Source organism: Microbacterium sp. ARD31, assembly GCF_031844425.1.
Map to the genome: position 1 here is coordinate 38,473 of NZ_JAUZVE010000025.1, position 11,747 is coordinate 50,219.

Sequence of the window (11,747 nt, forward strand, 5' to 3'; positions counted from 1 at the left end):
CCGCATGACCACGCGGTGGCTCTTCGGCGACCAGCTGGGGCCGCACTTCAGCGACGACCACCGCGGCCCGCTGCTCATGGTCGAGTCGCGTGCCGTGCTGCAGCGACGACGGTTCCACCGGGCCAAGGCGCACCTCGTGCTCAGCGCCATGCGGCACCGCGCCGCGGCGTTCGGCGACCGGATGACCTACGTGCAGGCCGGGACGTACGCCGAGGTGGCGGGCGAGGTCGCGGACCTCGAGGTCGTGCACCCGACGTCGTACGCCGCGCTGCGTCTGGTCGAGCGGCTCGGGGCGACGGTGCTTCCGCCCCGCGGCTTCGCCACCGCCCGTGAGGACTTCGAGCGGTGGGCCGATGGGCGGGGAGCGAAACGGCTGCTGATGGAGGACTTCTACCGTCGAGCCCGCCTGGCCCACGGCGTGCTCGTCGACGGCGCGGAGCCGGCGGGTGGCCGGTGGAACTTCGACCACGACAACCGGGAGCCTCCGCCCAAGGGCGCCGAGACGCTCGGCGTCAGCGAGCCGTGGTGGCCCCGGGAGGACGAGATCGACGCCGAGGTCCGCGCCGACCTCGACCGCTGGGAGCGCGACGGGGTCGTGACGACGATCGGCCGCGACGGTCCACGCCGGTTCCCCGTCACCCGGCGCGAGGCGCTGGCGGCGCTCGACCACTTCGTCGAGCACCGGCTGCCCCACTTCGGCGCGCACGAGGACGCGATCCTCGAGGGCGACCCGTGGATGGCGCACAGCCTGGTGAGCGCCCCGCTCAACCTCGGGCTGCTCGACCCGCTGGAGGTCGTCGAGCGGGCCGAGGCGGCGTACCGCTCCGGCGCGGCGCCGGTCGCGAGCGTCGAGGGCTTCGTCCGCCAGGTCATCGGCTGGCGCGACTACGTCTGGCACCTCTACTGGCACCAGGGCGAGGGCTACCGGCGCGCGAACGAGCTGCGTGCCACCGAGCGGCTGCCGCGGTGGTTCGCCGAGCTCGACGCCGGCGCCACCGACGCCCGCTGCCTCTCGCACACCCTCGACCAGGTCGCCGAGCACGGGTGGGTGCACCACATCCCGCGGCTGATGGTGCTCGGCTCGTACGCCCTCCAGCGCGGCTGGGCGCCGGCCCAGGTCACCGACTGGTTCCACCGCGCGTTCGTCGACGGCTACGACTGGGTGATGGTGCCCAACGTGGTGGGGATGTCCCAGCACGCCGACGGCGGGGTGATGGCGACGAAGCCCTACACGTCAGGCGGCGCCTACATCGACCGGATGTCCGACCACTGCGGCTCGTGCCGCTTCGACCCGAAGGTGCGCGTCGGGGAGGACGCGTGCCCGTTCAGCGCCGGCTACTGGTGGTTCCTCGACCGCCACCGCGAGCGGTTCGCGGACAACCAGCGGATGGCGCGCGCCGTGTACGGCCTCGACCGGCTCAAGGACCTGCCCGAGCTGGTCGAGCAGGAGACCGCCCGGGGCAACCGGGCGCCCTGACGCACCCGATGGTCGAGGTGCGAGCGGATGTCCGGTGGTTGAGGTGCGATCGGTTGTCCGGTGGTTGAGGTGCGAGCGGCGCCCGCCGGCTCGCTGGTTGAGGTGCGAGGAGCCCCAGCGGCGAGCCTCGAAACCTGCGATCGGGGTTTCGAGGCTCGCTCCGCTCGCACCTCAACCACCGAGTGCGAGGCCGGCAGCCCTCAGTTCCAGATCGCCGTCGCCCACTCCGGGTGGTCGATGAACGGGTTGCGGTTGCCCTGCCAGGTGGAGTGGATGCGGTCGTTGCGCCGCATCTCGAACGCGTCGACCGGGTCGGCGCTGTTCCAGGCGAGCAGCGTCTCGAGGTCCCCGAGCCGCGACGACGAGGTGCCGACGGTGGAGCTCATCTCGAGGTCGTTGAAGCCGTCACCGCCCTCGTAGCGGATCGCCATGTAGAACAGCATCCGCGCCACGTCGCCCTTGACCGCGTCGCGCGGCTCGAAGGAGTCGCCGTCGGTCCAGCAGTCGGTGCAGCCGGAGACGGCCGAGCCGCCGTTGTCGAAGTCCTTGTTGCCTCGCGTCGAGTTCACCGTGACGTCCTCGGGCCGGATGTGGTGCAGGTCGGTGCCCGGTCCGGCGCTGGTGGTGAACCCGCCCCTCGACTGTGCCCACACGTGCTCGCGGTTCCAGTTGCCGGTGCTCCCGCCGTTGCTGCTCTTCGCGATGGAGCGGCCGGTGTAGAGCTCGATGACGTTGCTGCTGTTGCCCGGGTCCTGGTCGGTGTCCTTGAGCGCGGTCCAGACCTGGTCGTAGGAGAGCCGCGTGTTGTCGTCGATGATGTCGTGCAGCGCGGTGCGCAGCGCCGTACCGCTCTTGCCGATCGCCGGCGCGTAGTAGGTGCCGTCCCACGGCCCGGTCCCGCCGGTCGGCGGTGGGTCGGTGGGCGTGCCGCCGCCCGCCAGCGCGAAGGCGGACGTGCCGGTCATGCCGGGGTGGGAGAAGTACGCGGCCAGCGCCCCCGTGACGTCGATCTGCTTGCCCATCAGCGACGGGTTCGTGCGCAGGCCCCACTGCGACCGGAACGCCGAGGGGATCTGGACGTAGAGCATGGAGGAGGTGCTGGTCTGCGACGCCGAGTCGGCGATGGCGAGCGCGTAGTCGTTGGGGAATCCGGACCGTACGACGGTGCTGGTGGCGGTGGGCTGCCCCACGACGTAGCCGCGCACGGTCTGCGTGGCGCCGCTCTGCTGGCCGATGGCCTGGCTGACGGTCAGCGGTGCCGCCGCTCGCGCCGGCGAGGCGGTGGTCGGCAGGGCGACCAGCGACAGGGACAGGAGGGAGACGAGCAGTGGGGACGTGAGGGCGGACGCGAGCGTCCGGCCCTTCCCGAGATGAAGGGTCATGGCAGGGGAGCCTGCCCGAACACCGGCCCCCGGGGAAGGGGTGTCGCGGTGCCGTCGTCGTCGCGTCAGGGGGTGTTCACCGGCCGTCGGGACGCCGTCGCGCCCTCCAGGTGGTCTGGACCGGCTGGGAGCGAAGGGGTGGTGGTGCGGGTGGTACGGGTGGGACACTCCTGCGGGCTCACGCCCCGGCCCGGTCCCGCTGCACCCCGTGCGCGAGGCCGGTCGCCCACGCCCCATACACCCCCACTCAACAGTTCTGCGAAAACGCCACGGAATGTCGAACGACTCTTTAAGTTGAGTCTGCTCCGGTCCACCCGGGGACTCGTTTCGTCGTCGTATCGCTCACCTATCGCGAGGCACACATGACTCAGGATGCAGCCCAGACCCGCCGGGAGGCGGGCCTCTCGGTCGCCGGATGGCCGCTGAGCCGCAAGATGGCTCTCGCGCTGGCGATCCCGCTGCTGCTCGCCGCCACCCTGGGTGGCCTTCGGGTGCAGAACGACGTCGCCGACTCCCGCAGCGCCGGCCGCAGCGCCGACCAGGTCACGATCATCCAGCCCGCGGTCGACTACCTGACCGCGTCCGAGTCCGCGATGGTGGCCGCCCAGTCCGACAGCGCCGCCAGCCAGGGCGACCTGATCGACGCCATCGACGACATCACCACCAGCGCCGAGACGCTGGTCCAGGCGCGTGACGACGCCAACCTCGACGACCTCCAGTCCGCCCACGTCAACGCCCTGCTCGACCTGAGCCAGGCGATGCGCGGCGAGGGCGCGGAGAACCTCGGCCCCGCCACCTGGATCGCCCTGGTCCGCCAGCTCGAGTCGAGCGTCTCGCAGCTGATCACCAGCGTGAACGCGGCGCAGGAGACGCCCGAGCCCCGCCTCGAGCAGCTGTCGCAGGCCATGAGCGGGCGCCTCTCGCTCGCCATGCAGCAGGGCTTCGTCGCCACCGCGCTCGCCCAGTCCAGCTCCCAGGAGCTCTTCTCGGAGATCGGCGTGGAGGCCGCGGCCATCGACCGTCTCGCCGGATCCGTCGAGGGTGCCGAGGAGCAGACCGCCGCCCTCCGTACGGCGAACACCCGCCACGCCGGCCAGATCCGCGACGACTCCGCCACCAACCTCGACGGCCGCGACGCCTACGCGCCCTACGACGAGATCACCCAGAAGCTGATCTCGGGCGTCACCACGTCCCTCAACGAGGCCGCCTCCGACGCCCGCCGCAACGCGCTGGTCGGTGCCGCCCTCACGCTGCTCGCCCTCGCCGCGGCGATCTTCATCGCCTTCGCCATCGCGCGCAGCCTCCTCCAGCCGATCAACCGGGTGCGCGAGGGCGCGCTCGCGGTCGCCCGCCACCGCCTGCCCGACGCGGTCGCCCGGATCCGTGCGGGCCAGGAGCCCGAGCCGATCAAGCCGATCGACGTCACCACCAACGAGGAGATCGGCCAGGTCGCGCGCGCGGTCGACGACCTCCACCGCCAGGCCATCCACCTCGCCTCCGGCGAGGCCCAGCTCCGCCAGACCGTCAACGCGATGTTCGTGACGCTCTCGCGCCGGTCCAACTCGCTGGTCAACCAGCAGCTGGCCCAGATCGAGCGCCTCGAGCACGACGAAGAGGACCCCAAGCGCCTCGAGTCGCTCTTCCGTCTCGACCACCTCGCCTCGCGCATGCGTCGTACGGCCGACTCGCTGCTGATCCTGGCCGACGCGCCCAACCGTGCCGCCGGGCAGTTCAGCCTCACGGTCGGCGAGGCGCTGCAGGCCGCGACCTCCGGCGTGCAGGACTACCAGCGCGTGCAGATCCTGTCCCACCTCGGCACCCGCGTCGGCGACGACGCCGCGGCCGACGTGGTCCACCTGCTCACCGAGCTGGTCGACAACGCCCTGACCTACTCGCCGCCGGCCGAGCCCGTCCGCCTCGCGGCCAAGCTCGGCGCCGACGGCGTGACGATCACCATCACCGACTCCGGTCTCGGCGTGCCGCCGGCCGAGCTCGAGCAGCTCAACAAGGACCTGCAGCACGGTGCCGAGGCCACGCCCGACACCGCCCGCCGGATGGGCCTGTTCGTGGTCTCGCGCCTCGCCGAGCGCCACGGCATCGTGGCCTCGCTGGCGCGCAACCCCGGCGGCGGCATGACGGCCACCGTGGTCCTGCCCCCGTCGGTCCTGCCCGAGCTGCCGCAGACCACTCCGGCCGTTCCGGCCGCCGCGGCGCCGACGGCGTACGACGCCAGTCCGGCCGCCGCGTCCACGGGCGTCGCCGCCGCCGCGGTCGCCGCCGACAGCGAGCACAAGCGCGAGTCGCGCAAGCTGTCGCGGGCCGAGAAGGCCGAGGCCAAGGCCGCCGAGAAGGCCGCCCAGGCCGAGGCGAAGGCCGCGCGCCGCGAGGCCCGCAAGGAGGCCGAGCTCGAGCCGCTGCCGGCTCCGGCCGCTGCGAGGCCCGCCGCTGCCGCTGCCGCTGCCGCTGCCGAGCCGGCCGCCACGCCCGACCGCCCGTCCCTCGATAGCCTGCTGCCGCGTCGCGAGCCCGGTGCCAACATGCCGCGCACGGGTGCCGAGGCCTTCCTGCCGCCGGAGACCTCGGGCGCCACCGGCCCGCTGTTCGGCAAGCGCGCCGAAACCCCGGCCGCACCCGCGGCCCCTGCCGAGTCCGGCCAGCCGGCCGCGGCGGCGCCGGCAGCCCCCGAGGCACCTGCCGCCGCGACGACGCCAGACGTCGCCGAGGCGCCCGCCGCGCCGGTGGCCCCGGCCGAGCCGACCGTCGCCGAGAAGGTCGCGCCGGTCGTCCCGATCACCGCCCTGGCCTCCCGCCAGCGCGCCCAGGCCGAGGAGGCGCGTGCCGCTGAGGTCGCGCCCGTCGCCCAGGACCCGCTGAGCGACCCCCTCGACGCGCCGCTCAGCGACCCGCTGGGCGACCCGCTCAGCGACCCGCTGCCGGCCCAGGACGAGGCCCCCGCGGCCGAGGTGGTGGCCGAGCCGGTCTCCGAGCCGGTCCAGGAGCCCGTTGCGCAGGAGCCCGAGCCCGAGGCGCCGGTGGCGCACCGGACCGACGAGGTCGAGGTCGACGTCGACGACCCGCTGGGCCTGGGCACCCCCGCCCGCACGCCCGAGCCCGAGGCGCCCGTCGCCTCGCCCGCTGCCGAGTCGTTCCCGGTTGAAGACCCGTTCCTCGAGGAGCCCGCCGCTGCCGAGCCCGCTGCCGAGGCGTTCCCGGTCCGCGACCCCTTCGTCGAGGAGCCCATCGCCGAGCCCGTCGCCGAGCCCGTCGCCGAGACCGTCCCCGAGGCGCCGGCGGCCGAGCTGCCGAGCCTGAGCGGCCTGCCGACCCGCGGAGCCGAGCCGGCGCGTGCCGGTGGGGACTCGCCGATCTTCAAGTCCATGCGCTCCGGCTGGCTCGCCAGCGCCGGCGAGGGCGAGTGGCACCAGACCGAGGTCGACCGCGGCTGGGAGATCGCCGAGCACGTGGCCGAGGAGGCTCCGGCCGTCCAGTCCACCCCCACCGGACTCCCGCGACGCGCCCCCGGCGAGCGTCTCGTTCCCGGTAGCGTTACCCCGCCCACGGCAGCCAAGACGCGTGACCCCGAGGCCATCCGTCGCCGGCTCCAGGCACACACCGCGGGAGTCTCCCGCGGCCGACGAGCAGCCCAAAGTTCCTCACAGCACACGGAAGCAGGCCCCGCATGACGTACGAATCCTCCGCAGCCGCCCCCAGCGTCCCTGCTGGCGACGACCGTGACCTCGACTGGGTGATGTCGCGCTTCGTCGAGGAGGTCCCCGACGCGGCCCACGCCATCCTCGTCTCCGCCGACGGCCTCCTCATGGCGTCGAGCACCAGCATCCCGGGCGAGCGCGCCGAGCAGGTGGCGGCCGTCTCCTCCGGCCTGGCCAGCCTCGCGGTGGGCGCCGCCCGCCTCTTCGAGGGCGGCTCGGTCATGCAGACCATCGTCGAGATGGAGATGGGCTTCCTCATGCTGATGAGCGTCGGTGACGGGTCGAACCTCACCGTGCTCACCACCGAGGAGGCCGACATCGGCCAGGTGGGCTACGAGATGGCGCTGCTGGTCGACCGCGTGGGACGTACCGTCGAGGCCCAGGCCCGCGTCGGTACGGGCGGCTGAGTCGGTCCAGCGCCGTGACGCCGCCCATCGAGCCGGAGGAAGAGGAATACCGTCCTCGCCTTATCCGGTCGTACACCATCACCGCTGGTCGGACGGCAGCCACTGTCGATCTGGCCATGGAGGCCACGCTGCGCCTCCAGGCTGGTGCGGAGGCGCCCGTCCTCACCCCCTCTGCTGCACAGGTTCTCGAGGTCTGTGACAGACGTTCCGTTGCCGAGGTCTCGGCACTGACCAAGATGCCGATCGGCGTCACCCGGGTGCTGCTGGGTGACCTGATCGAGCAGGGTCTCGTCCGAATCCAGGCAACCATCACCGAGAAGACGTCGACAGATGAGCGTCTCGAGCTCATCGAAAGGACCCTCCGTGGACTTCGAAACTACTAAGGCCCAGCGCGCGGCTGCGTCGACGAAGATCGTCATCGCCGGCGGCTTCGGCGTCGGCAAGTCGACGCTCGTCGGCGCCGTCTCGGAGATCGACCCGCTGCGCACCGAGGCGCTCGTCACCAACGAGTCCGAGGGCGTCGACGATCTCGCCGCCGTGCCGACCAAGGCCACCACCACGGTCGCCATGGACTTCGGCCGCCTCACCCTGGCCGAGGACCTGGTCCTCTACCTCTTCGGCACGCCCGGCCAGCGGCGCTTCTGGTTCATGTGGGACGACCTGTGCCGCGGCGCCATCGGCGCCATCGTGCTGGTCGACGTGGCCCGGCTGGACGAGTCGTTCTCGCCGCTGGACTACTTCGAGTCCAAGGGCATCCCGTTCATCGTCGCGGTCAACGAGTTCGACGGCGTGCCGCGCTACCCCGCCGAGGAGATCGCCGCGGCGCTGGCCCTGCCCGCCGACGTGCCGATCATCAGCCTGGACGCTCGCGACCGCGAGCAGGCCAAGGGTGCCCTCGTCAAGATCACCGAATACGCCCTCATGCGACTTCGTGAGTCGCTCACCGTGAATGCGAACTGACCCATGACCCGCTCGATCCGCCGGCTCAGCCCTGCCCGCACCGCTGCGGCCGCCCTGTCCTCCGTGGCCCTGATGGCCGCGCTGAGCGCCTGCGGCGGCTCCGCCAACGGTGAGTCGGGCGACGCGCTCAGCGACGTCGACCTGGTCTTCGACGGCGCGCTGACGGTGTGCACCGACACGCCCTACGCCCCGTTCGAGTACGAGGAGAAGGGCAAGCCCACGGGCTTCGACATCGACCTGGTGCGCAAGGTCGCCGACAAGCTCGAGGTGGACCTCGACGTGATCGACTCGTCCTTCGACGACATCACCTCGGGCCAGTCGCTCAACGCCGGCGTCTGCGACGTGGCGATCTCCGCGATGACCATCACCGGTGAGCGGGCGCGTGTGCTCGACTTCTCCAGCCCGTACTTCGACGCCAAGCAGGCGCTCATCACGCCGCGCGGCTCGGGCCTCGACACCCTCGAGGAGCTCGCCGGCAAGCGCGTCGGGGTGCAGAAGGACACGACCGGTGAGACCTACCTGAGCGACTTCGCCCCGGACTCCACCCAGGTCGTCACCTTCCCCGACGCGGCCGGTCTCCAGCAGGCCCTCGACTCCGGTGACCTCGACGCGGCGATGCTCGACAACACGGTGTCGGGCGAGTTCGTCTCCGGCAACTCCAAGCTCAAGCTCGCCAAGGAGTTCGACACCGGCGAGCAGTACGGCATGGCGGTGAAGAAGGACGGCAACATCCCGCTGCTGCGCGAGATCAACGGCGTGCTGGCCGACCTCCGCGAGGACGGCTCCTACGACGAGATCTACGCGACGTACTTCGGCTGACCCACTCGCACGCGCGGCCCGGCAGGACTCCTGCCGGGCCGCGCTGCATGTCGGGGCTAGGGCGCCACGGTGAGGAACAGGAAGGCGGCCAGCAGCACGAGGTGCACGCCACCCTGGAGCGGCTTGGCCCGGCCGGGTACGACGGTGAGGATCGCGACCGCGGCGGTCAGGACCAGCAGCACGGTCTGGAGCTGGTCGAGCCCGAGCTCCAGCGGCCCGTCGAGCCAGATCGAGGCGACGGCGATGGCCGGGATGGTGAGGCCGATCGAGGCCATGGCCGAGCCGAGGGCGAGGTTGAGGCTCACCTGCACCCGGTTGCGGGCGGCGGCGCGCACGGCGGCGATGGTCTCCGGGGCGAGGACGAGCAGCGCGATCACCACGCCGACCACCGCGTTGGGGAACCCGAGCGCGGCCACCCCCGCCTCGATGGCGGGTGACTCGATCTTGGCGAGCCCGACCACGGAGACGAGGGACAGCACCAGCAGCCCGAGGCTGGTGAGCGCCGCCCGGTTGGTCGGCGGGTCGGCGTGGCCGTCCTCGTCGAGGTCGACCGGGTCGTGCTCGTAGCCGGCGGCGGACGGCGTACCTGCGACGGCGGGGGCACCCGCGACGAGGGGGGAGTGCTGGGCGGACGTCACCGGCAGGAAGAAGTCGCGGTGCCGGATGGTCTGGGTGAAGACGAACATGCCGTAGAGCGCGAGCGAGGCGATGGCCGCGAACGTCAGCTGCGCGCCGGTGAACTCCGGGCCGGGCTGCGAGGTGGTCACCGAGGGGAGGACGAGGCACACCACGGCCAGCGCGATGACGGTCGCCAGCGCGGAGCCGGTGCCCTCGGGGTTGAAGACCGCGAGGTGGTGCTTGAGCGCGCCGACCAGGAGCGAGATGCCGACGATGCCGTTGACGGTGATCATCACCGCCGCGAAGACCGTGTCGCGGGCCAGGCCGGCGGTGTCCTTGTCCGTGGTCACCATCAGCGTGACGATGAGACCGACCTCGATGATGGTCACGGCGACGGCGAGCACCAGCGAGCCGTAGGGCTCTCCGACGCGGTGGGCGACGACCTCCGCGTGGTGCACGGCCGCGAGGACGGCGGCGACGAGCAGGACGGCGAGGAGGGTCAGCGGGATCGCGCCCTCCGGGTGCGCGAACCAGGCGGGCACGAGGGCGACGGCCGCGAGGATCGGAGTGACAGTCGTCCAGGAAGGGCGGCTCATGGTGGAACCCTATGGGGCGAACCTGAGGGGCCCTCTCAGTTCTCGGGGGTGGTCAGCCTCTCCAGCCGGGCCCGCAGCTTGGGGACCCGGTGGCTGTTGCCCTCCAGGGCGACGTACTGCTCGCCGAAGATCGCGAGGAGCGCGTCGTCGAGGCGGCGCACGGCGCCGGCGGGGTAGCGGTAGCCCATCCGGCGGATCACCGCGTCGGCGTCGACCGAGGTGAGCAGGTCGTCGAGGTCGTCGATGGTGTCGATGCCGAGCTGGGTGAGCAGGTCGGCGATCCAGTCGTAGTGGTCGGTGTGCGACCAGCCGGCGTCGCTGTAGTGGCCGGCGAGGAAGGTGGCGAGCTCCTGGCCGACGATGTGGTCGGCGTCGGCCTCGGCCTGGCTGCCGGGCGCGGCGGCCTGGATCCGCTCGCGGATCGTCGCGAACTCGCGGTCGGCGAGCTCGATCAGCCCCGCGGCCAGCGTGAAGCGACGGTCGAGGTCGGCGGCGGCGTCCTCGGGGACGTTGCCCTTGTAGCGGATGTCGTGCTCGAACTCCGCCCACGCGTGCTGCAGGACGGTGCGCACCTGGACGCTCGCGCGGTGGCCGGCGAGCTCGTCGTGCTGGCCGTCGTCGTGGACCTGCACCAGCAGGTGCCGGCTGGCGTAGCCGAACCGTCCCGACCGTGCGGTCTCCTCGCCGAGGTCGCGGTCGTCGAGGAGGGTGAGCTCCTCGGCGAGCAGCTCGGCCACCGCGGCCACGTCGCTGTGGACGTAGGTGATCACCCGGACGCCGATCTGGTCGGTGATCTGCTCCAGCGGGTCGGGGTAGAGCGGACCCTCGCCCTCGGTGCGGTTGGCCTTGGCCGAGAACGACGCGACGCTCTTGGTGCGCCCGGTGACGCTGAGGTAGTCGATGCCCGCGTCGTCGAGCAGCGTGCGGATGAGGGTGACGTAGCCGGCGGTGGCCGCGGTCAGCTGCGGCTGGCGGGCGGCGTACTCGCGCACGGCCTCCCGCACCGGTTCCTGCACCGGCTCCGGCACGCGCTCCTGCTGGGTCATGGCGCCAGCCTGCCAGTGCCGTACGACGTCGGCCACCTGCGTCCCACCGCGCCTCACCGGGGAGCCGCCCGCGGTTGGCTATCGTCCAACCACCATGACTGCCTCGCTGCCGACGTCCCCGCGCCGCCTCCTCGTACGCTCCCGTGCCCGCTCCCGGTCCCTCGCCGCGCTCGTCACCGGTCTCGCGCTCGCCACGACGCTGACCGCCTGCGGCGACGACGGTGGTGACGACACCGCGTCGGACCCCGCCGCGTCCACAGGTGCCCCGAGCGAGTCCAGCCCGACGCCCAGCACGACCCCGACGCCCAGCGAGTCGCCGGAGCCCGACAGCGGCTCGGCCTCGGGGGAGTCGATCCCGGCGACCGGGTCGGCGGGCGTGACCGAGGCGGTCGTGGTGAGCAGCACCGAGGGAGGCGGGTCCGTCTCGGAGATGGCCTTCGCCGTCGACACCGAGCAGGCCGCGGCCGACTTCGGCTCGCAGTTCGAGCGTGGGTTCGGCGACGTGGTCGCCCAGACCGCGTCCGACCTGGCGGAGCAGGCGCCGGACGCGACGCCGTACGCCGCCACGGTGGCGATCGGCTGCGAGGGACCGGAGTCGGTCGCGATCGACGCCGGCGAGGCGGGCTTCCAGGTGGTCGCCCAGGTGCCGAAGACCACCAAGCAGTGCCTGGCGCCGATCACCTACGTCGTCGTCTTCGCCGCCCCGAACGCCTGAGCCGGTCGTCTCCGGCA

General features: G+C 72.5%; 10 protein-coding genes. 7 read left to right on the forward strand and 3 right to left on the reverse strand.

The genetic code is table 11. The annotated features are described in order from the left end of the window. The first annotated feature begins 4 nt into the window (after window positions 1–4). Window positions 5–1,477: a cryptochrome/photolyase family protein gene (locus tag Q9S36_RS34670; protein ID WP_311289346.1), complete on the forward strand. Its 1,473-nt coding sequence runs from the start codon at window positions 5–7 to the stop codon at window positions 1,475–1,477. 200 nt (window positions 1,478–1,677) lie between these two features. On the opposite strand, the gene Q9S36_RS34675 is transcribed toward Q9S36_RS34670, so the two are convergent. Next, window positions 1,678–2,859, reverse strand: a complete 1,182-nt coding sequence (locus tag Q9S36_RS34675) for an endonuclease (protein WP_311289347.1) — start codon at window positions 2,857–2,859, stop codon at window positions 1,678–1,680. A gap of 362 nt (window positions 2,860–3,221) precedes the next feature. Here Q9S36_RS34675 and Q9S36_RS34680 point away from each other — a divergent pair, with 362 nt between their 5' ends. From Q9S36_RS34680 to Q9S36_RS34700, 5 genes are read left to right on the forward strand one after another with little or no spacing between them, the layout of a single operon-like run. After that, window positions 3,222–6,542 carry an ATP-binding protein gene (locus tag Q9S36_RS34680; protein WP_311289348.1) on the forward strand — a complete coding sequence of 1,107 codons (3,321 nt, stop codon included), beginning with the start codon at window positions 3,222–3,224 and terminating at the stop codon, window positions 6,540–6,542. After that, window positions 6,539–6,976, forward strand: coding sequence for a roadblock/LC7 domain-containing protein (locus Q9S36_RS34685; protein WP_311289349.1), 438 nt, complete (start codon window positions 6,539–6,541; stop codon window positions 6,974–6,976). The genes Q9S36_RS34680 and Q9S36_RS34685 overlap by 4 nt, the downstream gene beginning before the upstream one ends. Window positions 6,977–6,990: 14 nt before the next feature. Then, complete coding sequence (locus tag Q9S36_RS34690) at window positions 6,991–7,359, forward strand: DUF742 domain-containing protein (protein WP_235563501.1); 369 nt, start codon at window positions 6,991–6,993, stop codon at window positions 7,357–7,359. Further along, window positions 7,340–7,936 (forward strand): ATP/GTP-binding protein, encoded by a 597-nt coding sequence (locus Q9S36_RS34695; protein WP_056906137.1) that lies wholly within the window; start codon window positions 7,340–7,342, stop codon window positions 7,934–7,936. Before Q9S36_RS34690 ends, Q9S36_RS34695 begins: the two co-directional genes overlap by 20 nt. A gap of 3 nt (window positions 7,937–7,939) precedes the next feature. Then, window positions 7,940–8,755, forward strand: coding sequence for an ABC transporter substrate-binding protein (locus Q9S36_RS34700; protein WP_311289350.1), 816 nt, complete (start codon window positions 7,940–7,942; stop codon window positions 8,753–8,755). Window positions 8,756–8,811: 56 nt separating this feature from the next. Here the strand turns inward: Q9S36_RS34700 and Q9S36_RS34705 are convergent, their stop codons facing one another. Together Q9S36_RS34705 and Q9S36_RS34710 are read right to left on the reverse strand one after the other, a co-directional pair. Continuing rightward, a complete protein-coding gene (locus Q9S36_RS34705; RefSeq protein WP_311289351.1) occupies window positions 8,812–9,969 on the reverse strand; it encodes an ionic transporter y4hA in 1,158 nt (385 codons plus the stop codon). Between the two features lie 35 nt (window positions 9,970–10,004). Next, window positions 10,005–11,015, reverse strand: coding sequence for a GTP pyrophosphokinase (locus Q9S36_RS34710; RefSeq protein WP_311289352.1), 1,011 nt, complete (start codon window positions 11,013–11,015; stop codon window positions 10,005–10,007). Window positions 11,016–11,109: 94 nt separating this feature from the next. Between Q9S36_RS34710 and Q9S36_RS34715 the strand changes: the two genes are divergently transcribed. Beyond that, on the forward strand, window positions 11,110–11,730 hold the full coding sequence (locus Q9S36_RS34715; protein ID WP_311289353.1) for a hypothetical protein: 621 nt from the start codon (window positions 11,110–11,112) through the stop codon (window positions 11,728–11,730). The last annotated feature ends 17 nt before the right edge of the window (window positions 11,731–11,747 follow it).

Coding starts and splice junctions, on each gene's coding strand:
- Q9S36_RS34685 (WP_311289349.1), top strand. CDS start 6,539: ATGACGTACGAATCCTCCGCAGCCGCCCCCAGCGTCCCTGCTGGCGAC.
- Q9S36_RS34715 (WP_311289353.1), top strand. CDS start 11,110: ATGACTGCCTCGCTGCCGACGTCCCCGCGCCGCCTCCTCGTACGCTCC.
- Q9S36_RS34700 (WP_311289350.1), top strand. CDS start 7,940: ATGACCCGCTCGATCCGCCGGCTCAGCCCTGCCCGCACCGCTGCGGCC.
- Q9S36_RS34675 (WP_311289347.1), bottom strand. CDS start 2,859: ATGACCCTTCATCTCGGGAAGGGCCGGACGCTCGCGTCCGCCCTCACG.
- Q9S36_RS34670 (WP_311289346.1), top strand. CDS start 5: ATGACCACGCGGTGGCTCTTCGGCGACCAGCTGGGGCCGCACTTCAGC.
- Q9S36_RS34680 (WP_311289348.1), top strand. CDS start 3,222: ATGACTCAGGATGCAGCCCAGACCCGCCGGGAGGCGGGCCTCTCGGTC.
- Q9S36_RS34710 (WP_311289352.1), bottom strand. CDS start 11,015: ATGACCCAGCAGGAGCGCGTGCCGGAGCCGGTGCAGGAACCGGTGCGG.
- Q9S36_RS34705 (WP_311289351.1), bottom strand. CDS start 9,969: ATGAGCCGCCCTTCCTGGACGACTGTCACTCCGATCCTCGCGGCCGTC.